The sequence below is a fragment of the Rhizobium quercicola genome, assembly GCF_021168455.1.
In the GTDB taxonomy this organism is placed as follows: Bacteria; Pseudomonadota; Alphaproteobacteria; order Rhizobiales; family Rhizobiaceae; genus Ferranicluibacter; species Ferranicluibacter quercicola.
Genome location: NZ_JAJOZR010000008.1, coordinates 15204 through 36326, shown reverse-complemented (window position 1 = coordinate 36326; position 21123 = coordinate 15204). Strand labels below are relative to the sequence as shown.

The following is a 21123-nucleotide window of genomic DNA, read 5'->3' as shown; positions in this document are numbered from 1 at the left end:
CGGGTGCCGCCAGGCGCTTCGTGCCGGGCAGGTGCGGCTTATTACTTCCGCTTCCCGGAGATGGCAAGCCATAAAATCGGTGGCATCGACATTTTGTTGAAATAGCGTCGAAAAGCCTTGTCCGGGCCAAAGAAAAGGCCTGCCTTTCGCGGGGAAAGGCAGGCCTCGAAACGTGCGATGGTGGGGACGATCAGACTTCGTCGTCGTCGTCGTTGACGCCGATCAGGTCGGACAGGCCGTCATTGTCGTCGTCCTCGTCTTCTTCGAGGAAGGTGTCGTCGTCGTCATTGTCGATCTCGACTTCGTCGTCGCCCAGATCCGGGATGTCGTCGCCGTTCGCGCCCTCGTCGGCCTCTTCCAGGGAGACGAGTTCGACCTCCGGGTTCTCGGTATCGACTTCGGCGACGTCCTCTTCCTCGGCTGCAGCCTTTTCCATGACCTTGGCGACCGATGTCTCCTCGAAGAAGGAGAGCGGGTAGGACTTGCCGGTGTACGGCGACACGATCGGGTCCTTGTTCAGGTCATAGAACTTGCGTCCCGTTTCCGGGTCGATGCGCTTGGTTCCGAGTTCCGCTTTTGCCACTGTCAATGCCTCTTGAACGGCCGGACGAACCGGCGTCAGCCGGAATGCCGGCGGTAAACCTAAGATGAATTAGCCGGTCCCCTTAATCGTAAGGGCGGAAACTGTCAAAGCCAAAACGTGAATGGAGACCGTTTCCCTGCGCGGGAAGGGGTTGTAAGGCGGTGCCGGACGGCGGGCACCGCACGATATCCTCACGATGGAACCATGATGATCTTTCTCTGGCGCTTTCTGCTGGTCCTTCTCCTCACCGCCCTGACGCAGATCGGAGGCCTTGCCTATCTCGTCTCGTTCGGGCTGGTGCGTCTTGCCGGGGGACGCAAAGGCGTGGCGACCTTCTGTGTGTTCCTCGTCGTCTATGCCGGGGCGACCGTCCTCACACGGTCGGTCGCGCCGCTCTTCGGGCGGGTGCCGCTGTCCTGCGGGCAGGCGGATATGCCGCTGGCGGTCCGGTCGCCGCTCTTCTGCGCGCTCAACCGCAACTACGTGACGCCGGCCATGAAGACGGCCGCGATCGCGCTCGCCCGCCACATGGAGACGACGTATCCCGGCACCGTCACGCTGGCGCTCGATGCGAATTTTCCGTTTTTTCGCGGTTTTCCGCTTCTGCCGCATCTGTCGCACAATGATGGCAGAAAGCTCGATGTCGCCTTCTACTATCGGGCACCCGACGGCGAGCCGCTGAACGGCGTCACGCGCTCACCGCTCGGCTATTTCGCGTTCGAGGAGCCGCAGCCCGGCGATGTGCTTCCCTGCGCCGGGCGGCACGACCTGTTGAGCTTCCGGTGGGATCTCGATGTGCTGCAGCCGATGTTCGAGCGTCTGCCACTGGACGAGGCCCAGACCGCTGCCGCCGTTTCCTGGCTTTCGACGCTTGGGACGGATCTCGGTGTGGAAAAGATCTTCATCGAGCCCCATCTTGCCAGAAGGCTCGGCGTCGGGGATGACGCCATTCGATTTCAGGGATGCCGCGCAGCGCGTCACGACGACCATATTCATTTTCAGGTGAGACCATGACATTCATTATCGCGATCGACGGACCGGCTGCGGCGGGCAAGGGCACGCTTTCGCGCCGGGTCGCCGAAACCTACGGCTTTCACCATCTGGATACCGGGCTGACCTATCGCGCGACCGCCAAGGCGCTGCTCGATGCCGGCCTGTCGCTCGACGACGAGGCGGTGGCGGAGGCCATGGCGTTCAAGGTCGATCTGGCCGGGCTCGATCGCTCCGTCCTCGCGGCGCACGAGATCGGCGAAGCCGCCTCGAAGATCGCGGTGATGCCGGCGGTCCGGCGTGCGCTGGTCGAGGCGCAGAAGGCATTTTCGGGCCGCACCCCCGGCACGGTGCTCGACGGCCGCGACATCGGCACCGTCGTCTGCCCGCAGGCGCAGGTGAAACTCTTCGTCACGGCCTCGGCCGAGGTGCGTGCGCGGCGGCGTTTCGACGAGATGACGGGACACGGCGTGCCCGCCGATTATCTTGCCGTCCTCGCCGATATCCTCAAGCGCGACGAGCGCGACATGGGGCGCGCCGACAGCCCCTTGCGCCCCGCCGAAGACGCGCACTTGATCGATACCTCGGAAATGGGTATAGAGGCGGCGTTTTCAGCGGCGAAGTCAGTGATCGACGCCGCGTTAGCGCACTAGCAGTCCGAACCGACCGTCCCCGCGCCGGAATTGTTCCCGATACGATGCCCTATGGGGCGATCGGGAGCGGAGGGTCATCGGATATGATCAACGCAAACCCCCGGCGCCCGTGCCCGATGGCACGACCAGGAGTATTCATGTCTCAAGCACAACCCACCCGCGACGATTTCGCAGCGTTGCTGCAGGAATCCTTTGCCCAGCAGGATCTGGCCGAAGGCTACGTCACAAAGGGTGTGATCACGGCCATCGAGAAGGACGTCGCCATCGTCGACGTCGGTCTCAAGGTCGAAGGCCGCGTCGCCCTGAAGGAATTCGGCGCGAAGGCCAAGGACGGCACGCTGAAGGTCGGCGATGAAGTCGAAGTCTATGTCGAGCGCATCGAAAACGCTCTGGGCGAAGCCGTTCTGTCGCGCGAGAAGGCTCGCCGCGAAGAAAGCTGGATGCGCCTGGAAGTGAAGTTCGAAGCCGGCGAACGCGTCGAAGGCGTCATCTTCAACCAGGTCAAGGGCGGTTTCACCGTCGATCTGGACGGTGCCGTTGCCTTCCTGCCGCGCAGCCAGGTCGATATCCGCCCGATCCGCGACGTCACCCCGCTGATGCACAACCCGCAGCCCTTCGAAATCCTCAAGATGGACAAGCGTCGCGGCAACATCGTGGTTTCGCGTCGGACCGTTCTCGAAGAATCGCGTGCGGAACAGCGTTCGGAAATCGTCCAGAACCTCGAAGAGGGTCAGGTCGTTGACGGCGTCGTCAAGAACATCACCGATTACGGTGCGTTCGTCGACCTCGGCGGCATCGATGGTCTGCTGCACGTGACCGACATGGCATGGCGCCGCGTCAACCATCCGTCGGAAATCCTGAACATCGGCCAGCAGGTCAAAGTTCAGATCATCCGCATCAACCAGGAAACCCACCGCATCTCGCTCGGCATGAAGCAGCTCGAGTCGGATCCGTGGGATGGCATCGGTGCGAAGTACCCGGTCGGCAAGAAGATCTCCGGTACCGTCACCAACATCACCGACTACGGTGCATTCGTCGAGCTGGAGCCGGGCATCGAAGGCCTGATCCACATCTCGGAAATGTCCTGGACCAAGAAGAACGTACATCCCGGCAAGATCCTGTCCACGACGCAGGAAGTCGATGTTGTCGTTCTCGAAGTCGATCCGACCAAGCGCCGCATCTCGCTCGGCCTCAAGCAGACGCTCGAGAACCCGTGGCAGGCCTTCGCGCACAGCCACCCGGCTGGCACGGAAGTTGAAGGCGAAGTCAAGAACAAGACCGAATTCGGCCTGTTCATCGGCCTCGACGGCGACGTCGACGGCATGGTGCACCTGTCGGATCTCGACTGGAACCGTCCGGGCGAGCAGGTCATCGAGGAATACAACAAGGGCGACATGGTCAAGGCCGTCGTTCTCGATGTGGACGTCGACAAGGAGCGCATCTCGCTCGGCATCAAGCAGCTCGGCAAGGATGCGGTCGGCGAAGCCGCAACGTCCGGCGAACTGCGCAAGAACGCCGTCGTCTCGTGCGAAGTCATCGCCGTCAACGACGGTGGCCTCGAAGTTCGTCTCGTCAACCACGAGGACATCACCTCGTTCATCCGTCGTGCCGACCTGTCGCGCGACCGTGACGAGCAGCGTCCGGAGCGTTTCTCGGTCGGCCAGACCGTAGACGCCCGCGTCACGAACTTCTCCAAGAAGGACCGCAAGGTCATGCTTTCGATCAAGGCGCTGGAAATCGCCGAAGAGAAGGAAGCCGTCGCACAGTTCGGTTCGTCCGACAGCGGCGCGTCGCTCGGCGACATTCTGGGTGCAGCCCTCAAGAACCGCGGCGGCAACGAGTAATCCTTGCTCCGTTCGACAGTTCCGTCGAACATGGTTTGAAACGAAAGGCCCGCGGCGAGACATCGCCGCGGGCCTTTTACGTTGGGTCGTGACAAAGCGGACGGTCTGTGGCGATCAGGGCAGGTCCGAAAGGCGCTGGTAGAGATCGTAGGCGTCATGACGCTCGCCGTCCTCTTTGTCTTCGGACGGTTCGGCGCCGGGTGTCTCGTCCTGCATCGACGATGCGCCGGATTCGCGTCCACCGCTCCCGTCCTCCTCGCCTCCGGAAAAGCCGGCCTCGTTCTCGCGGCGCTGGCGACGAGGCTCGTCCTCTTCGACCTCGACGCTGCCGGTATCGGCGACGGGGAGGTAGGGCACGAACGGATAGCCGATCGTTTCCCGGGCGATGGCGACCTCCAGACCGCGCGGCAGAAGTGGCACGGGAGGCGCGTCTTCGGCGGATGGCTGCGGAGCGGCCGCCTGCGCCGTGCGATCCTCGTCGGTGACCGACAGCAGGTCCTCCTCGACGCCATGGCCTGCAGGCGGACGCGCACCGCCCGTCTCCTCCTGTCGCTCTGGCGCGAGAGAGGCCTCCTGCGGCGCAGGCGTCTCGGAGGTCTCACCGAGGCTGCCAGACAGCATGTAGAACAGTGTCTCCCATTCATTGAGCTGCCCGATCGTGTTGGCGACCTCGCGGGCACCCGTCGTCATCAGGGCGATCTCCACCTTGGGCAGGAGATGATCGAACGCGGCGCCGCCCGGTTCGCGCGAGCGATGCGCGTCCGCGCTGCGATCTGCGTCGGGCGATAGACCGGGCCGCCGCGCGCGTTGTCCATCATGCTCCGCCGCGGCGGACCGCGCCGTGACGTCTCCCGCCGGTGGCGCCTGTTCCTGTCTCGATCGCGCGGCAGGCATGTCGGACAGGATCGGGCGAACGCGAAACGTGATCGTCTCTTCGATCGGATGCTCGCCTGTGGCAAGCGGCAGGCCTTCTGTCGCGTGCGGGGCAAGGCGGTTTGCCGTTGTGGCTGCTGCTGTCACGGTCTTGCGCGCAGCTTCAGCCGCCTGCGCGGGGGAGGGGCCGGCGGCAGTGGTCCGGTCCGTCTGCATCGGCGTTGCACTGCGCGGTGTCTGTTTCGGTTCGAACGATAGCTGGCTGTGCGTCGAAGGAACCCCCTCGGATCGTCTCGGGTTCGGAGGCTCGGAGACGGTTGCAGGCCCCACGGCGACCGGCTGTGCCACCGCACGCCCTTCGCCGCCGCCGGTGATCGACACGGCCGTGGCCGCTGCGAAGCTGCGGGTCGATTCATCGGTTCGGGGCATCGGACGCAGCGACGGTGGCGCGACGGGCTGGCCCGTCGCGTCTTCCTCCGGCTGCAGGAGGGCGCTTGCCGCTTCCGCCCCGGTCGGCATCTGGCGGGCGACAGTGTCGGTCGGCCGTGCGAGCACCGGGAGCTCACCTTTGGAGATCGTCTCGCTGGGCTTGGATGCCATGGGCCCCGAACGAAGCGTTTGTTCGTCCTCTGCAGGCTGAAGGCCTTCCGCGGCGGCGAGCTTCGGTGACGCAGAATGAGGCTCCGCCAAGGACGTGATCGGCCGGTCCGGCCTTGCGACGCTCGCGAGATGCGCGTCGGCAGGCTCATTGGTGCCCGTTTCAGGCGGGGTTCCCGCAGCGGCCGTCTCGATGTCGGGCTGGACCATACCCGCAGCGGTCGGATCGAGGTCGGCGGGCGGACGATCCGCGACGAGGCCGATCGGGACATCGGCGGCATGCCCCCGGGCGATGGCCACGGCCTGCGCGAGCGCGTGGGCGTCGGAGGCGAGGAACGCTGCGGCTTCCCGAAGGGGCGGCAGGGGTTCGTCCGCGGTCTGCGGCGGATAGCCTGTTGCAGCGGGCGCCCGCGCCGTCGTCTCGGGCGAGAAGGCCTGCCCCAGAGCCTGCTGCAGATGCGGCGCACCGGGTGCCACGCCCGGCGCCTGCGAAAAGGCCATGCGGGTGGGAAGCGGCGCCTGGATCGTCGGCTGGCGAAAGGCGGGCCGCTCGTCCTCGTCGGGGAAAAGGGCGGAAACGGCATCCGGGTGCCAGAGGCCGTCGCGCGTGAGCGGCAGGTCGATCCGCAGATCGAGCGTCAGCGCCGGACGCAGCGTTTCCACCAGCATCTTCAAGGCCGCGAGCAGCGGCTGCTGGTTCAGCTGCTTCTCGAGCAGCGCGCGGGCGGCAGGCGGCAGAACGTCCATATGGGCGGCCAGCCGGCGGGTGAAGTCGCGCAGGCTCTCCTGCGGTTGCGGGGGGAAATCGACGATCCGGGCCAGCGCTTCGGTCAGGCGCGCCAGCGCGACGCGCGTTGCCGGATCGGCATTCGCCATGTCGCGCAGCACGATCTCGATGACATGGAGGATGGCATCGAACCGCTTCGTCGCCGCTGCCGGCAGCACGTGCCGGTCCTTCGCCGTCCCGCCATCGGTCAGGGCGGCGGCGGCACTCCGGGAGATGGCGGTCGATGTCTGCATGGCAGTCTCCGTCCATAACCGGCTTCGGCCGGGTGCGATTGCTGAAGAGCGACGCAGGGAACGGGAGTGCCCTGCCGCCGGCGGGTTCAGGCGCGGCAAACGTGCCGGTGTCACGATGTCCATGGGCGCGTCATGCGCATGCCCGACAGGATACACCTGGAGGCAGCACGTGCCGGAAAAAGAGCCGGCTTGGCATGAATGTCTCCAGATTAGCGCAATATGGTTACGATATCGTTACCGGATTGCGGATCGCATGCCGCGCGATGGACGGAAGGCCGAACGACATGAACTGGGCGAATCTCATCCTCAACACCGACAGCTACAAGCTCAGCCATTTCCTGCAATATCCGCCGGAAACAGCCGCGATCTCCTCCTATATCGAAACACGCGGCGGGAGCGATCTGATCGACGTGGTGTTCTTCGGTCTCCAGATCTTCCTGAAGGATGTGCTGAGCCGCCCGGTCGCCATGAGCGACGTTGCCGAGGCCGAGGAGGTCGCGCAGGCGCACGGCCTGCCATTCGATCGCGCCGGCTGGATGCATATCGTCAACGCGCATGGCGGCTACCTGCCGTTGCGGATCGAGGCGCTGCCGGAGGGCACCCTAACGCGCCGGGGCGTGCCGCTGGTTCAGGTCGTCAACACCGACCCGGCTTGCTGGTGGCTGACCTCGCATATCGAGACGGCCCTGCTGCGCGCCGTCTGGTATCCCTCGACCGTTGCCAGCAATGTCCGCAAGGTCAAGCTCGCGCTGCGCGACGCGCTGGAGCGCACGGCCGACGAGCCCGAGCTTCTGCTGCCCTCGCGTCTGCTGGATTACGGTGCCCGCGGCGTCGGCGCGTTCGAGCAGGCCGGCATCGGCGGTGCCGCCCATCTCGTCCACTTCACCGGCACGGACACGCTGTCCGGCGTCCTCACCGCACGCCGCTGCTATGGTGCCGTCATGGCCGGGCGTTCCATGCCCGCCTCCGAGCACTCGACCATGACGGCCTGGGGCGGCGACCGCGAGGCGGATGCCTATGCCAACATGGTCTCGCGCTTTGCGCCCTCCGGCGCCTTCGCCGTGGTGTCCGACAGCTACGACATCAATCAGGCCGTATCCTTCATCTGGGGCAAGCAGCTGCGCGACACGGTCAAGGCCAGCGGCGCCACCGTTTATATCCGGCCGGACAGCGGCGACCCGATCGAGACCCCGGTGCAGGTGGTGCAGCAGCTCGACTACCGTTTCGGCACGACGCAGAACCGCAAGGGCTTCAAGGTTCTCGACCGTTGCGTCCGGGTGATCCAGGGCGACGGCATCACGCTTGCCGACATGAACCAGATCCTGAACCGGCTGGAGGCCTTCGGCTATTCGGCGGAGAACATGACCTTCGCCATGGGGGGCGGCATTCTCCAGAAGGTCAACCGCGATAGCTACGCCTTCGCCATGAAGGCCAATGCGCGCCAGGACACGGCCGGCCGCTGGCACGATGTCTGGAAGCGCCCGGCCACGATGAACGTCAAGGCCTCGAAAGCCGGCCGGCAGGCCGTCGTGTCCGGTATGGCGGGCCTCGAGGCCGTGCGGCTCGATGCGCTGGCCGGCCGCGAGAACCATTTGCGGCCCGTCTGGCAGGACGGCCGCCTGCTGAAGGACTGGTCGTTCGAGGAGGTTCGCGCGCAGGCCCGGTGAGATGAGGGTACCGCACCTCTTGCAGGGCAGGGGCGCGATCCCCAGATCCGGACTGACGCCGGACGCACGACGGCTGCCCGGCCGCACGGCGAGACGCAAGCAGGAGGTCCGAAATGTCGGTCAGGCCACCCCAATCGTTCGGCAATCCCGGAGGTGCCCGTCAGGGCGGCCTCGATATCCTCGAATACGAGCTGATGGCCGAACGCGCCGATGCGCTCGGTCGTCATGGGTTGAGGGTGGAAAAGGCGATCGCCGCGCTGCAGGGGCTCGGCGAGCCGGAGACGACGCCGGAGGGCCGCGAGGCGCTGCTGGATGCGGCGGCCGACGCCGTCTGGTCCTTCTTCATCCAGCGGGAGATCTGCGGCCTGCGCTCCAACCGCGATGCCATCGAGCGCTACGGCATTCCCAAGGAGGTCGTCGCCCGCCTCGGCGTGGTGCGCAAGCCCTCGCAAACGTGACGATGCCCGCTCAGCTGTGCGCGAAGATATCCGTGGCCTCCCAGCCGATGAGGTCGAGCTTCGCGCGGGTGGGCAGGAAGGCGAAACATGCCTCCGCATGGTCGATCCGCCCGTCGCGCATCAGCCGCTGGTTCAGCTTGTCGCGCAAAGCATGCAGGTGCAGCACGTCGGAGGCGGCATAGTCCAGCTGTGCCGGCGTCAGCGTGGCGGCGGCCCAGTCGGACGATTGCTGCTGCTTGGAGATATCGACCTCCAGCATTTCCTTCAGATTGTCCTTCAGGCCGTGGCGGTCGGTATAGGTGCGCGCGAGGCGTGAGGCGATCTTCGTGCAGAACACCGGGGTCGTGGTGACCCCGAAGGTGTGGAAGAGCACGGCAATATCGAACCGGCCATAATGAAAGATCTTCTGCCGCGCCGGATCGGCCAGCATGTGCACGAGGTGCGGCGCTGTCGTCTGTCCCGGCGCGATCTGCACGATATCGGCCGTTCCGTCGCCCGGCGAAAGCTGCACGAGGCAGAGACGATCGCGACGCGGCACGAGGCCCAGCGTCTCGGTATCCACCGCGATCGCGCCCTTGTAGCGGGCGGCGTCTTCCGCGGCGATATCACCTTCGTGAAACCGTATTGTATTCGGCATGGAATTCCCCACATCATCATCCTGCCCGATGGGCAGGCTGCCGGCCATTGTCGACGGTCGGGGCTGTCACCAAGGCGGTGCCGCAACCGGTGGAATGCTCAGGCGGTATAACGCGGAACCGGCCCCGATGCGATAGCGTTCGCTTGGCTGCCGGATGATGGGCGAAAGGGGCGTGAGCCATGGGACGAGCAGGTATGCGAATCGGATCGATCGTTCTTCTCGGCATCCTGGCAGTGCTCAGCGCGACGACGATGCCGGTTGCCGCGCAACCGCAACAGCCGGTCGTCACCTTCGATAGCCTGCCCGGCGTCGAGCCACTCGATCCGATCGGCACGACCAGCAATCTGCGCTGCGAGCAGGCCCTGATCGATCGCGCGCAGGGCAATATCCTGCCCAGTCGGGGGCCGCGCTATCACACGGTCAACGTCTGCAGCCGCGATGGCGGCCCGGAGTTTGTCTCTCCCCGCCTGCCGCCGTCGAACTACCGGCAGCTTCGCGGCTTCAATTATTGACGCCATCCCCCGATGTCCTCCACCCCTTCCCTCTGATACGCAGGGTCGTCGTCAACCGCGGGAGGTTGGAGCGACGGTCCGGCCTCTGCCCTGTGAGGCTCGACCGCGAGGAGACAGGGCCGGAATGATGCGGGAGGAATGCGAATGTCCGAAAACGAAAAGCCGCTGGTGATCAGCGCGCCCGAGCCGCGAACGCTCGATCTGATTTTCACGCCGGAAGCCCTCGGCGTTCTCCACGACCGATACCGGATCGTGGAGGTGGAGGCAGACACGGTGGCGAGCCTCGATGGCGATGTTCTGGGAGCGGCGCGCTACGTGCTCGGCCAGCCGCCGCTCGATGCCGCGACGCTCGCGCGGATGCCGCAGCTGCGCTGCGTCCTCAATGTGGAAAGCAACCTGATCAACAATATGCCCTATGACGTGCTGTTCGAGCGCGGCATCCATGTCGTCACCACCGGGCAGGTCTTTGCCGAGCCGGTCGCGGAACTGGGCCTTGCCATGGCGCTCGGCATCGCGCGCGGTATGGTCGATGCCGATCTCGACTTCCGGGAAGGGCGCGAGCTCTGGGGTGGCGACGGCAACCGGACGGCACGGCTTTTGAGCGGTTCCAACGTCGGCATCATCGGCTTCGGCGACCTCGGCAAGGCGCTGAACCGGGTGCTTACCGGCTTCCGGACGGTCACGCGCGTGTTCGATCCGTGGCTGCCCGCTTCGATCCTCAAGGACAACGGCGTCATTCCGGCGGATCTCGACACCGTGCTGTCCGAAAGCGATTTCATCTTCGTCGTGGCGGCCGTGACCAGCGAGAACCAGAATTTCCTGAATGCGCAGGCCTTCGCAAGGATGAGGAAGGGCGCCGCCTTCATTCTGCTGAGCCGCGCCAATGTGGTGGATTTCGACGATCTGATGGCCGCCGTCGAAGCGGGCCATATCGTCGCGGCCAGCGATGTCTTCCCCGAAGAGCCGCTGCCGCTCGACCACAAGGTCCGCAGCCTGCCCGGCTTCCTGCGGTCCGCGCACCGGGCGGGGGCGCTCGACAGCGCCTTCAAGAAGATGGGCGACATGGTGCTGGAGGATATGGACCTGATGGATCGCGGACTGCCGCCCATGCGCTGCAAGCGCGCGGAGCGCGAGACCGTCTCCCGCATGCGCTCCAAGCCCGTCACCAACAACTGAGACCAGGTGTATCCCGAAACTGTGCCGCGGCTTCGGCCGTCAGGACCTTTTTAACGAGAGGCGGGGATCGGCCCTTCGGGGTTGATCCTGCGCATCGCCGCCAGAAGCGCCGTCTCGTTCGTATGGCCCGTCTTGTAGAGAGCGAGCAGCACGGTCGCGACATCGCGGCCGTCCGTGCTGTCGATGGGCGCGCCGATCTCCCGACACCAGAGATCGAGCGCCCGATAGACGATATCGATCTCCGTTTGCTCGAGCGCCATATCCGATAGAAACGACATGAAGGCTCCCTCCCTCTTCAGGAAGGCGCACTGTAGCTGTGTCGTGCCCGTCTCGACATCGCTAGATCTGTGGCCCGCTGGCTGCGTAACGACGCGACGCCGGGACGACACGCCGCCGCAGCGGTGGCGCCGCAGAGCGACGCCGGGCGTTACATATGGCGAATGGCGCCCTGGGAGGTCCCCTCGGCCCGCAGGGACGAGGCGGATGCCTCCATCAGCGATGCGGCGATCGCCATGGCCAGAAGCTTTCCCTTGGCGCGAACCGCCCCCGTATTCGCATCGCGGGCCGACACGGCAAGGTCCATGCCCTCCCGCATCAGGATCTGCTGCGCCCGCAGCACGGCCCAGTTTTCAACGTTATCGTTTTTCCCCATCACGACACCCCCTTCGCTTGATCATGAAGCTCGACGCGTTCCCTCCGAGGTGCAAACGGGCGCGCCGCGAATCATGGAAACATGTTCAAGAAGATGCGAAATCTCGTCGGCTGAGAAGCGTGACTTCTGCACGATGAAAAGTAAGAGTTTTGTGACATGCCGTTCGACATGGTGGTTCCGCACGCGGTTCATAGCCCGTATGACCCCGCCGCAGGCACGGCCCGCCGACATCCGATGGCCGCGCTCTGGTGCATCCATGTCCCGAAACGCCAAAAGCCCTGCGCGAGCAGGGCTTTATGGATCGTTCTCGGGAATTTGGTGCCCAGAAGAGGACTCGAACCTCCACACCCTTTCGGGTACCAGCACCTGAAGCTGGCGCGTCTACCAATTCCGCCATCTGGGCGACGAGCGGGGATGTAAAAGGCCGGGCGTCCGGTGTCAACAGCGATTTTGAAGAATTCACGACACCTTGAGTAAGGTGCTGTATTCGCTATCTTTTCATTCTGCGGCTTTCCCGGGCTCCGTCGCCTGTCTTGAGCCTGCCGGGTCGGCCCAGGCGCGAATGCGGGCAAGGCCGGCGGTCAGCAGGGCGACAGCCTTGGCTTCCGTCTCCGCTTCGACGTAGCAGCGCATTTCCGGCGCATTGCCGGAGGGGCGGAGATGGACGATGCTGTCGTCCGCAAGCGTCACGCGCAGGCCGTCGATATCGCTGACGGACGCGGGTACGCCGAGCGGTTCCAGGAAGGCCGCAAGCGCCGCAGGGCTGCTGCGGAGATGTGCCATCAAGGCCTGGCTGGTTTCCACCGGAAACCGCTCCAGACGGTCGCTGAGGGCGATGGGGAGGCTGTAGCGGTCGACGATGGCCGACAGCGGCTGACGGCGCTCTGCAGCCTCGGAGAGGATCGCCAGCACAGGCAGGAAGCAGTCGCGGGTCGGAAGGGCGGCAAGCGTGGTGCCGTTCACCATCACGGCGCTTCCCGTCAGCGTTCCGCCATTGGCCTCGAAGCCGACCACCCGCTCATGCCCGGCCTTCGCCGCGTCCTGCATGCCCGCGATGACGAAGGGAGAGCCGACGCGCGTCCGCAGGATCTCGGTCGTCCCGCGGCGCTCCAGCCCCGAATTCGAGGTGACCGGCGTGACCGCGACGGTGGCGCCGAGGAATTCGGCGGCGATCAGACCGAGGAGATCCCCCCGGATCGGTTCGCCGGCCTCGTTGCCGACGAGAGGGCGGTCGCCGTCCCCATCGGCAGAAACGATTGCGTCCAGCCGATGTTCGCGCGCCCAGCCGCGCAAGGCCGCCACGGTCTCCGGGGAGACCGCTTCGGTATCCACCGGAATGAAGGTCTCCGAGCGTCCGAGCGGCACGACGTCGGCGCCGTAATGCGCGAGAACCTCGACGAAGAGATCGCGCGCGACCGTGGAATGCTGGTAGACGCCCACCCGGAGGCCGGAGAGCGCGCGATCGGGCAGCAGGCGCACGTTGCGGGCGACGAAGAGATCGCGCACCGTGGCCGCGATGGTCGGCACGTCGGCCGGCGTGGCATCGATCGCGGTCTGGCTGGCGCGAAGCCGATCCGCCGCCGCGGTGATCGCCTCTTCGTCCGCCTTGGCGATTTCGCCGTCCGGGCGGTAGAACTTGATGCCGTTGCGGTCGGCGGGGATGTGCGAGCCGGTGACCATCAGGGCCGCGGACCGCGTGGACAGCGCCTGCAGCGCCAGCGCCGGCGTCGGTACGGTGCCGCAGTCGAGAACGGTCAGGCCGGCGCGCTGAAGGGCACCCGCGGCAATCGCCGCGATCGCCGGGCTGGACGCGCGGAAATCCCGGGCGATGAGGACGGTATCGCCGCGCTTCGCCTGGCCGGTGGAGAGCAGATAATGCGCAAAGGCCGTGGCATAGAGCGCGGCCGCCGGACCCTCGAGATCGACAGACAGGCCACGCAATCCGCTGGTTCCGAATTTCAGGCTCATGTCGCGGCTCTCCTGCGTCTGCGAAGCGTTGCAGGCAGGAATATCGCAAAGCCGTGCCGCATCACAGGCATACGCGCGATGCGCGGCGGAAAAAGCGCAAGGCGGTTAAAGAGGCCGCCTCATCCGAACGCCCAGACCAGCACGGCATAGCGCGCCGCCTTGCCGATGGAGACATAGATCAGGAACGGCAGCCACGGCATGCGCAGCAGGCCGGCTGCCAGCGTCAGCGGATCGCCGATAACGGGCACCCAGGAGAGAAGCAGCACCGGCTGGCCGTATCTCCGGAAGATGGCCTCCGCCCGTGCCCGACCTTTCTGCGATACCGGAAACCACCGCCGCCCCTCGAACCGCAGGAAGAAGCGGCCGAGGACGAAGTTGACGACCGCTCCCAGCACATTGCCGGCCGTTGCGACCAGAAAGACGAAGCCGCGCGGCAGGTTCGGATCCTGAAGGGCGGCGATGACGGCGGCTTCGGAAAGACCGAACAGAAGCGTGGCGGACAGGAAGGCGGCGGCAAAGACGCCGGCGAGGGCTGCAAGACTCAAGAGGAAGGCCGATCCGTATGTCCGAGATCGCGCTCCGGCGCGATGATGTCTCGCACCCGCTGCTTCAGCTCCTTCGGTCCGGGAAACCCACCGTCGCGCTTGCGCTCCCAGATCAGGGTCTCACCGACGTGGATTTCGAAGTTTCCGCCGGTACCCGGGATCAGCGCGACTTCGCCCAGCGCGTCCGGAAAGGTCTGCAGCAACTCCTGCGCCATCCAGCCGGAGCGCAGAAGCCAGTTGCACTGCGTGCAATAGAGAATGCTGACACGGGGTTTTCCCTGGCTCATGAGCGGGCTCCTTGGGCGGTGTGGTTGCGCACGAGGCTTACTGCATTCCCGGGCTGACCGAAACGGTTCGCGCAGGGTCCGGCCGGTTTTCGATCGGGACTTTCACGCAAATGTTAACCTGAAGCCTCAGGTTTTTCGACGGCGCGCCTTGCGGTGGCGATTATCTGCGGGAAGAGGGGGAGGGCACGTCGTTTGCCCCGAACCCAGGAGCCCATTTGATGACCGATCCCGTTTCCGACCGCCCGCGGCCGATCTTCCCCACCCTCCAGCGCCTCTATCGTCCCTTCGATACGACGGCGGAAACCGTCCTGCGCGTCGTCGCCGGCGCTCTTCTCGTCACCCACGGCTTCGGCAAGATCACCAACCCCTTCGGCGCCGTCGGCATGGTCGAGGGCCTCGGCTTCTATCCCGGCGTCTTCTGGTCGCCGCTGCTCGCCGCCACCGAGTTCTTCGGCGGCATTTTCGTCGCCATCGGCCTCTTCACGCGGCCCGCAGCCTTCGCCTCGATGATCGTTCTCCTGGTGACCGTCTACGTCCACGGCATCGTCAAGGCCGAGGGGCTGGCCGGTGCGGAGAAGTCCATCCTGTGGGCGGCGATCTTTCTCTACTTCGCCGTGCGCGGCTCGAACGCGCAATCGGTCGACGCAAAGCTCGGCCGCCAGATCTGAGCAAACCAGAAATGAAAATGGCGGCCGAAGCCGCCATTTTCAAACCTGTGATCCACCTGCGCCTTACAGCGTGCGGGTGATGTGCTCCACGCGGAAGCACTCGATGGTGTCGCCGGCGCGGATGTCCTCGTAGTTCTCGAAGGCCATACCGCATTCCTGACCGACCGGCACTTCGGACACTTCGTCCTTGAAGCGCTTGAGGGTCTTGAGCTTGCCTTCGTGGATGACGACGTTGTCGCGCACGAGGCGGACGCCCGCACCACGCTCGACCTTGCCCTCGACCACGCGGCAACCCGCGACCTTGCCGGTCTTGGTGATGTTGAATACTTCCAGGATTTCGGCATTGCCGAGGAAGGTTTCGCGGCGCTCCGGCGAGAGCAGGCCCGACATCGCTGCCTTCACGTCATCCACCAGGTCGTAGATGATGTTGTAGTAGCGGATCTCGATGCCCGAACGCTCGGACGCCTGGCGTGCCTGGACGTTGGCGCGAACGTTGAAGCCGATGATCGCAGCATCCGACGATTCCGCCAGCGCGATGTCCGACTCGGTGATCGCACCGGCGCCCGAATGAACGATGCGGGCACGAACTTCGTCGGTGCCGAGACGATCGAGCGCGCCGATGATGGCTTCGACCGAACCCTGCACGTCGCCCTTGATGACCAGCGGGAACTCCTTGAACCCGGTGTTCTGCAGCTTGCTCATCATCTGCTCGAGCGAACCGCGCTGGCCGGACTGGCGGGCAACCGCCTTGTCGCGCGTCAGGCGCTGGCGATACTCGGAGATCTCGCGGGCACGGCCTTCGTTCTCGACCACGGCGAAGCGATCGCCGGCAGCCGGCGTTCCCGAGAGGCCGAGGACTTCGACCGGGGTCGCCGGACCGGCTTCCTTGACATGGTCGCCCTTGTCGGTGACGAGCGCGCGCACGCGGCCCCACTGGTCGCCGGCCACGATGATCTGGCCGGGCTTCAGCGTGCCCTTCTGGACAAGAACGGTGGCGACCGAGCCACGACCGCGATCGAGCTGGGCTTCGATGACGATACCTTCGGCCGTCCGGCTCGGATCGGCCTTGAGGTCGAGGATTTCAGCCTGCAGCAGGATGGCCTCGAGCAGCTTGTCGAGGTTGACCTTGTTCTTGGCCGACACTTCGACGTCGAGGACCTCACCGCCGAGCGATTCCACGAACACTTCGTGCTGCAGCAGCTGCTGGCGCACCTTGTCCGGGTTGGCTTCGTGCTTGTCGATCTTGTTGATCGCCACGATGATCGGAACGTCGGCAGCCTTGGCGTGGCTGATGGATTCGATCGTCTGCGGCATGACGCTGTCGTCGGCCGCGACCACGAGGATCGCGATGTCGGTTGCCTGCGCACCACGGGCACGCATGGCCGTGAAGGCGGCGTGGCCGGGCGTGTCGATGAAGGTGATCTTCTGGCCGTTCTGTTCCACCTGATAGGCACCGATATGCTGCGTGATGCCGCCGGCTTCGCCCGAGACGACGCTCGTCTGGCGGATGGCGTCGAGCAGCGAGGTCTTGCCGTGGTCGACATGGCCCATGATGGTCACGACCGGAGGACGCGACACCATTTCGCCGGCGTCGTCGGCCTGGTTGAAGATGCCTTCTTCAACGTCGGATTCCGATACGCGCTTGACGGTGTGGCCGAATTCGGCGGCGATGATCTCGGCGAGATCGGCGTCGATGACGTCGCCGGGCTTCATCATCTGGCCGTCCTTCATCAGGTACTTGATGACGTCGACGGCACGTTCGGACATGCGCTGCGACAGTTCCTGAATGGTGATGGTTTCCGGCAGGATGACCTCGCGCATGACCTTCTCGCGCGTTTCCTGCATCTGGCTGCGGCGGAACTTCTCCTGCCGGCGACGCATGGCCGCGAGCGAGCGACCACGGGCATTGCCGTCGTCGTCGAGCGCTGCCGTCAGCGTCAGCTTGCCCTTGCGGCGCTCTTCCTCGGTCTTCGGACGTGCGGGAGCCTTGGCAGGCTCGGGACGCACGGGCTTGCCGCGAACCGGCACCGCGCCCGGACGGGCAGGGCGGGTTTCCTCGGCCTCGTTGGTGCGGCGCGTACGCACGCCGTTCGCGTCCGTCGTGATGACGGGCGCCGGGCGTTCGACGACCGGCGGCGCAGCCGCGGCTGCGGCGGCCGCTGCCTTTTCGGCTTCGGCGGCAGCGGCGAGCGCTGCCTTCTCGGCTTCGCGCTCGGCGGCGGGCCGGGCAGCCTCTTCCGCTTCGCGGCGGGCGGCTTCCTCGGCTTCGCGCTTCAGGCGCTCGGCTTCCTCGATCTTGCGCTTCTCTTCGGCAGCGGCGCGCGCCTTGGCTTCCTCGGCATCGCGGATCTGCGCTTCGGCGAGTGCGCGGCGGCGCGCATCGATTTCACCGGCAGACAGCTGGTTCAGAACCACGCCGGTGCGCGGACGCGCCGGATCGGGCCGCGGCGCCTGGGGCTGCGGGCGAACCGTGGTCTGTTGCATGGGGCGCGTTTCCGGCGGGCGCGGCTGCGGCGCACGAACGGGAGCCGAGGCGATCGGTGCGACCGGCTTCTCGTCTTCCGGCCGTGTGGGGCGGCGTTTGCGGGTTTCGACCACGACAGCCTTCGTGCGGCCGCGGCCCATGTCCTGGCGGACTGTGCCCTGGCTCACGCCGGAGGGGCGCAGCGTCAGAGTCTTCTTGCCGGCTCCGCTCAGGGTCTTGTCGTCGTTGTTATCGGTCATTCCGTTCCGTTCCTAAGATCGAAGCCGGATGCGTATCACCAGACCCCGTCGTTCGATTGTCGTCTTACCGTATTGCGGTCGTCACGGCCGTGGCCGGTGTCCCGCGTCATAATGTCGGCTGGGAAGCGTCGCCGAAGGCACGGGGGGACACGTCGCCCCGGTATCTTTCCAGCATGTTTGCGCGCTTCACTACACCCTCACCCGCCTGCCCTGCAAGCGCTGCGGCATGGATAAAAGAATTACTTCCGAGCAACGTATCCAATTCCTCTCCGGTGAAGAAGCGGAAGGTGGGTATCTGCTCGCCGTCATCGGCGACAAAGCTCATGGCCTTGCGCGCCTGGTCTATTTTCCGCACACCGTCGGGTGCGGCCGTGGTGGCGTGGAACGTGGCGAGCGCCGCCATGCCGCGAACCGCCTGTTCCACCTTCGAAGACCCGGTGATGAACTGCGCGGCCTTTCGCGCCATGTTCATCATGCCGACGAGCTGTTGGACGAGAAGCCTGTCGACCTCGTCCAGAAGCTCGGGGCCGGGCTTGGCCTCCGCCGTCTTCAGCGCCCGCGCAAAGAGCTTGCGCTTGATCGCCGTCTCCAGAACCGCCCGCTCGGCGGTGACCCAGCAGCCGCGACCCGGCAGCTGGCGTTTCAGGTCCGCAACCACCCGGCCGTCCGGCCCCGCGACGAAGCGGATCAGGCCGTCATCGGCCGGGCCGCTCGTGCGGGTGACGATGCACATGCGCCCGTTGAGCGGCACGTCGTCGTCCTCCGCGGGGACGTTCACATCGTCCGGTGCCATGTCTGGCGGGTTGGGTACGGAATTCATGGGGATCAGGACGCGGCTTCCGCCTCGTCCTCCTCGACACCTTCCGTTATCTGGAGTGCCTCGGTCTCGCGTGCAAGGTCTTCCTCCGTAATCCAGCCCGCAGCCAGGCGCGCCTGAAGGATCATGGTTTCGGCTTCCGTGCGCGAAATTTCCAGCTTGGAGAACAGGCCTTCGAAACGCTTGGTCTCGCCGTCCTTGCGCTCCGACCAGCCGACGAGATCGTCGGCGGCACAGCCGGCGAAGTCTTCCATGGTCTTGATGCCGTCCTGGCCGAGCGCCACCAGCATCTGCCCGGTCATGCCGTTGATCGTGCGCAGCTCGTCCTCGACGCCCAGCGCCTTGCGCTTCTCGTCCATCTCGGCTTCCAGCTTGTCGAGATATTCGCGGGCACGCGTCTGGATCTCGCTGGCGGTCTCCTCGTCGAAGCCCTCGATCGAGGCGATCTCGTCGAGTTCGGCATAGGCGAGTTCCTCGACCTGCGCGAAGCCCTCCGACGCCAGAACCTGGCCAACCATTTCGTCCACGTCGAGCGATTCCATGAAGAGGTTCGTGCGCTCGTTGAATTCCTTCTGGCGGCGCTCGGACTCTTCGGCTTCCGTCATGATGTCGATGTCCCAGCCGGTCAGCTGCGATGCCAGACGGACGTTCTGGCCGCGACGGCCGATGGCCAGCGACAGCTGCTCGTCGGGCACGACGACTTCGATGCGCTCTGCATCCTCGTCCAGAACGACCTTGGCGACTTCCGCCGGCTGCAGGGCGTTGACGATGAAGGAGGCCGGATCCTGGCTCCACGGAATGATGTCGATCTTCTCGCCCTGAAGCTCGCCGACGACGGCCTGGACGCGGCTGCCGCGCATACCGACGCAGGCGCCGACCGGATCGATCGACGAGTCATTGGAGATGACGGCGATCTTGGCGCGCGAACCCGGATCACGGGCGACCGAGCGGATCTGGATGATGCCGTCGTAGATCTCCGGCACTTCCATGGTGAAGAGCTTGACCATGAACTGCGGATGCGTGCGCGACAGGAAGATCTGCGGACCGCGCTGTTCGCGGCGCACGTCGTAGACATAGGAGCGGACACGGTCGCCATAGCGCATGTTCTCGCGCGGGATCATCTCGTCGCGACGGATGATGCCTTCGCCGCGGCCGAGGTCCACGATGACGTTGCCGTATTCGACGCGCTTGACGGTCCCGTTGACGATCTCGCCGATGCGGTCCTTGTATTCGTCGAACTGGCGGTCACGCTCGGCTTCGCGAACCTTCTGGACGATGACCTGCTTGGCGGACTGGGCGGCGATACGGCCGAAATCCATCGGCGGCAGCGGATCGGCGATGAAGTCGCCGAGCTTGGCGTCCGGGTTGCGGTCGCGCGCCAGTTCCAGCGGGATCTGCGTGCCGTAGTCTTCGGCGACCTCGACCACTTCCAGAAGACGCTGCAGGCGGATCTCGCCGGTCTTGGAGTTGATGTCGGCGCGGATGTTGCTTTCCGAGCCGTAGCGCGAGCGCGCCGCCTTCTGGATCGCGTCGGCCATGGCGGCCAGCACGATCTCGCGGTCGATCACCTTTTCGCGCGCGACGGCATCCGCGATCTGCAGAAGTTCGAGCCGGTTAGCACTGACTGCCATGGGGTAGGTCTCCGTAGGTCGAATAGTCCGGGTGGTGCCTCTCGGCCGGCGCTCCAGTGGAGAAGCGCCGGTCGGGCGCGTATCATTCCTGCGAAGGGGTCTCGTCGTCGCCGTCGAGCTCTTCGAAATTCTCGTTCGCCGCCTCGCGTGCGGCCTTGGCCTTCTTGTCGGCCGTCAGCGCATCGCGGATCAGCTCGTCCGTCAGGATCAGCTTGGCTTCAGCCAGTGCCGAAAACGGCACGACGACGGTCGGCGCCTCGTCCGGACCCGGCTGGTCGCGCTCGATGGTGAAGCCGTCCGCATCCGCACCGAGAATGACGCCGCGGAAGCGCTTGCGGTTCTCCACGAGAACCGAGGTCTCGCACTTGACGAGATGGCCGGTCCACCGCACGAAATCGCCCTTGCGCACCATCGGCCGGTCGATACCCGGCGAGGACACTTCCAGATGATACGCCTTGCCGATCGGATCGTCCACGTCGAGCACCGGCGAGATCGCCGTGGAGACGGCTTCGCAGTCTTCCACGGTCATGGTGCCGTCGGTGCGCTCGGCCATGATCTGCAGCGTCGCGCCGTTCTGGGCCGAAAGCCGCACGCGCACCAGCTGGTAGCCCATCGGGATCAGCACGGGTTCGATGATGTCGGCGACGCGGCGATCGATCCCGGTCTCGGTGATCAGGCGCGGTTCCTGCTGGATGTCTGCCGTGTCGATGTCGGACAAGCGATGTCTCCCGTCATGCATGTTCTGTCATGATGGTAATAAAAAAGAGCGGGTCCTTGCGGGCCCACTCTTCATCAACCGATCAAGAATTTGAGCGTCATAT

Annotated in this window: 20 protein-coding genes and 1 tRNA gene; 8 read left to right on the top strand and 13 right to left on the bottom strand. The window is 65.4% G+C overall.

The features are described from left to right. Positions 1–190: 190 nt before the first annotated feature. Positions 191–583: a TIGR02300 family protein gene (locus tag LRX75_RS13310; protein WP_092931577.1), complete on the bottom strand. Its 393-nt coding sequence runs from the start codon at positions 581–583 to the stop codon at positions 191–193. A 204-nt stretch (positions 584–787) separates the two neighbouring features. On the opposite strand from LRX75_RS13310, the gene LRX75_RS13305 reads away from it, so the two are divergent. The 3 genes from LRX75_RS13305 to rpsA all read left to right on the top strand — a co-directional run bounded on the left by LRX75_RS13305 (position 788) and on the right by rpsA (position 4070). Continuing rightward, positions 788–1597: a hypothetical protein gene (locus LRX75_RS13305; protein WP_231815105.1), complete on the top strand. Its 810-nt coding sequence runs from the start codon at positions 788–790 to the stop codon at positions 1595–1597. Further along, a complete protein-coding gene (cmk, locus tag LRX75_RS13300; RefSeq protein ID WP_231815102.1) occupies positions 1594–2226 on the top strand; it encodes a (d)CMP kinase in 633 nt (210 codons plus the stop codon). The genes LRX75_RS13305 and cmk overlap by 4 nt, the downstream gene beginning before the upstream one ends. A gap of 137 nt (positions 2227–2363) precedes the next feature. Then, positions 2364–4070, top strand: a complete 1707-nt coding sequence (gene rpsA, locus LRX75_RS13295) for a 30S ribosomal protein S1 (protein WP_113149424.1) — start codon at positions 2364–2366, stop codon at positions 4068–4070. A gap of 114 nt (positions 4071–4184) precedes the next feature. Here the strand turns inward: rpsA and LRX75_RS13290 are convergent, their stop codons facing one another. Then, positions 4185–6560 (bottom strand): hypothetical protein, encoded by a 2376-nt coding sequence (locus LRX75_RS13290; RefSeq protein ID WP_231815099.1) that lies wholly within the window; start codon positions 6558–6560, stop codon positions 4185–4187. Between the two features lie 284 nt (positions 6561–6844). On the opposite strand from LRX75_RS13290, the gene LRX75_RS13285 reads away from it, so the two are divergent. After that, positions 6845–8227 carry a nicotinate phosphoribosyltransferase gene (locus LRX75_RS13285; RefSeq protein ID WP_231815097.1) on the top strand — a complete coding sequence of 461 codons (1383 nt, stop codon included), beginning with the start codon at positions 6845–6847 and terminating at the stop codon, positions 8225–8227. A gap of 113 nt (positions 8228–8340) precedes the next feature. Beyond that, complete coding sequence (locus tag LRX75_RS13280; protein WP_231815095.1) at positions 8341–8685, top strand: DUF6665 family protein; 345 nt, start codon at positions 8341–8343, stop codon at positions 8683–8685. Between the two features lie 10 nt (positions 8686–8695). Here the strand turns inward: LRX75_RS13280 and LRX75_RS13275 are convergent, their stop codons facing one another. Further along, positions 8696–9322 (bottom strand): ribonuclease D, encoded by a 627-nt coding sequence (locus LRX75_RS13275; RefSeq protein ID WP_113149692.1) that lies wholly within the window; start codon positions 9320–9322, stop codon positions 8696–8698. A 194-nt stretch (positions 9323–9516) separates the two neighbouring features. On the opposite strand from LRX75_RS13275, the gene LRX75_RS13270 reads away from it, so the two are divergent. After that, positions 9517–9834 carry a hypothetical protein gene (locus tag LRX75_RS13270; RefSeq protein WP_231815093.1) on the top strand — a complete coding sequence of 106 codons (318 nt, stop codon included), beginning with the start codon at positions 9517–9519 and terminating at the stop codon, positions 9832–9834. A gap of 144 nt (positions 9835–9978) precedes the next feature. Next, entirely contained in the window at positions 9979–11010 is a 1032-nt protein-coding gene (locus tag LRX75_RS13265) for a hydroxyacid dehydrogenase (protein ID WP_231815091.1), read from the top strand. Positions 11011–11060: 50 nt separating this feature from the next. Here the strand turns inward: LRX75_RS13265 and LRX75_RS13260 are convergent, their stop codons facing one another. The 6 genes from LRX75_RS13260 to LRX75_RS13235 all read right to left on the bottom strand — a co-directional run bounded on the left by LRX75_RS13260 (position 11061) and on the right by LRX75_RS13235 (position 14462). Then, entirely contained in the window at positions 11061–11288 is a 228-nt protein-coding gene (locus LRX75_RS13260; protein WP_231815089.1) for a hypothetical protein, read from the bottom strand. A gap of 149 nt (positions 11289–11437) precedes the next feature. Further along, complete coding sequence (locus LRX75_RS13255; RefSeq protein ID WP_231815087.1) at positions 11438–11662, bottom strand: hypothetical protein; 225 nt, start codon at positions 11660–11662, stop codon at positions 11438–11440. Positions 11663–11978: 316 nt separating this feature from the next. Continuing rightward, positions 11979–12065: transfer RNA gene (locus tag LRX75_RS13250), tRNA-Leu, on the bottom strand. Between the two features lie 95 nt (positions 12066–12160). Next, the gene (locus LRX75_RS13245; protein WP_231815085.1) at positions 12161–13630 is read right to left on the bottom strand and encodes a phosphomannomutase; all 1470 of its coding nucleotides are present in this window, start codon (positions 13628–13630) and stop codon (positions 12161–12163) included. A 119-nt stretch (positions 13631–13749) separates the two neighbouring features. Beyond that, positions 13750–14175 (bottom strand): YqaA family protein, encoded by a 426-nt coding sequence (locus LRX75_RS13240; RefSeq protein ID WP_231815084.1) that lies wholly within the window; start codon positions 14173–14175, stop codon positions 13750–13752. Beyond that, a complete protein-coding gene (locus LRX75_RS13235) occupies positions 14172–14462 on the bottom strand; it encodes an Rdx family protein (RefSeq protein ID WP_231815082.1) in 291 nt (96 codons plus the stop codon). Before LRX75_RS13235 ends, LRX75_RS13240 begins: the two co-directional genes overlap by 4 nt. Before the next feature lie 218 nt (positions 14463–14680). Here LRX75_RS13235 and LRX75_RS13230 point away from each other — a divergent pair, with 218 nt between their 5' ends. After that, the gene (locus tag LRX75_RS13230) at positions 14681–15130 is read left to right on the top strand and encodes a DoxX family protein (RefSeq protein WP_231815080.1); all 450 of its coding nucleotides are present in this window, start codon (positions 14681–14683) and stop codon (positions 15128–15130) included. 63 nt (positions 15131–15193) lie between these two features. On the opposite strand, the gene infB is transcribed toward LRX75_RS13230, so the two are convergent. The 4 genes from infB to rimP all read right to left on the bottom strand — a co-directional run bounded on the left by infB (position 15194) and on the right by rimP (position 21020). Further along, positions 15194–17854, bottom strand: a complete 2661-nt coding sequence (infB, locus tag LRX75_RS13225; RefSeq protein ID WP_231815077.1) for a translation initiation factor IF-2 — start codon at positions 17852–17854, stop codon at positions 15194–15196. A gap of 106 nt (positions 17855–17960) precedes the next feature. Beyond that, complete coding sequence (locus tag LRX75_RS13220; protein ID WP_420851199.1) at positions 17961–18674, bottom strand: RNA-binding protein; 714 nt, start codon at positions 18672–18674, stop codon at positions 17961–17963. 5 nt (positions 18675–18679) lie between these two features. After that, on the bottom strand, positions 18680–20302 hold the full coding sequence (gene nusA / locus LRX75_RS13215) for a transcription termination factor NusA (protein ID WP_231815074.1): 1623 nt from the start codon (positions 20300–20302) through the stop codon (positions 18680–18682). A gap of 82 nt (positions 20303–20384) precedes the next feature. After that, the gene (rimP, locus tag LRX75_RS13210) at positions 20385–21020 is read right to left on the bottom strand and encodes a ribosome maturation factor RimP (protein WP_231815071.1); all 636 of its coding nucleotides are present in this window, start codon (positions 21018–21020) and stop codon (positions 20385–20387) included. Between the last annotated feature and the right edge of the window lie 103 nt (positions 21021–21123).

Excerpts from the sequence above, each read along its gene's own strand:
- LRX75_RS13305 (WP_231815105.1), top strand. The coding sequence starts at position 788 with ATGATGATCTTTCTCTGGCGCTTTCTGCTGGTCCTTCTCCTCACCGCC.
- cmk (WP_231815102.1), top strand. The coding sequence starts at position 1,594 with ATGACATTCATTATCGCGATCGACGGACCGGCTGCGGCGGGCAAGGGC.
- rpsA (WP_113149424.1), top strand. The coding sequence starts at position 2,364 with ATGTCTCAAGCACAACCCACCCGCGACGATTTCGCAGCGTTGCTGCAG.
- LRX75_RS13290 (WP_231815099.1), bottom strand. The coding sequence starts at position 6,560 with ATGCAGACATCGACCGCCATCTCCCGGAGTGCCGCCGCCGCCCTGACC.
- LRX75_RS13285 (WP_231815097.1), top strand. The coding sequence starts at position 6,845 with ATGAACTGGGCGAATCTCATCCTCAACACCGACAGCTACAAGCTCAGC.
- LRX75_RS13280 (WP_231815095.1), top strand. The coding sequence starts at position 8,341 with ATGTCGGTCAGGCCACCCCAATCGTTCGGCAATCCCGGAGGTGCCCGT.
- LRX75_RS13275 (WP_113149692.1), bottom strand. The coding sequence starts at position 9,322 with ATGCCGAATACAATACGGTTTCACGAAGGTGATATCGCCGCGGAAGAC.
- LRX75_RS13270 (WP_231815093.1), top strand. The coding sequence starts at position 9,517 with ATGCGAATCGGATCGATCGTTCTTCTCGGCATCCTGGCAGTGCTCAGC.
- LRX75_RS13265 (WP_231815091.1), top strand. The coding sequence starts at position 9,979 with ATGTCCGAAAACGAAAAGCCGCTGGTGATCAGCGCGCCCGAGCCGCGA.
- LRX75_RS13260 (WP_231815089.1), bottom strand. The coding sequence starts at position 11,288 with ATGTCGTTTCTATCGGATATGGCGCTCGAGCAAACGGAGATCGATATC.
- LRX75_RS13255 (WP_231815087.1), bottom strand. The coding sequence starts at position 11,662 with ATGGGGAAAAACGATAACGTTGAAAACTGGGCCGTGCTGCGGGCGCAG.
- LRX75_RS13245 (WP_231815085.1), bottom strand. The coding sequence starts at position 13,630 with ATGAGCCTGAAATTCGGAACCAGCGGATTGCGTGGCCTGTCTGTCGAT.
- LRX75_RS13235 (WP_231815082.1), bottom strand. The coding sequence starts at position 14,462 with ATGAGCCAGGGAAAACCCCGTGTCAGCATTCTCTATTGCACGCAGTGC.
- LRX75_RS13230 (WP_231815080.1), top strand. The coding sequence starts at position 14,681 with ATGACCGATCCCGTTTCCGACCGCCCGCGGCCGATCTTCCCCACCCTC.
- infB (WP_231815077.1), bottom strand. The coding sequence starts at position 17,854 with ATGACCGATAACAACGACGACAAGACCCTGAGCGGAGCCGGCAAGAAG.
- LRX75_RS13220 (WP_420851199.1), bottom strand. The coding sequence starts at position 18,674 with ATGAATTCCGTACCCAACCCGCCAGACATGGCACCGGACGATGTGAAC.
- nusA (WP_231815074.1), bottom strand. The coding sequence starts at position 20,302 with ATGGCAGTCAGTGCTAACCGGCTCGAACTTCTGCAGATCGCGGATGCC.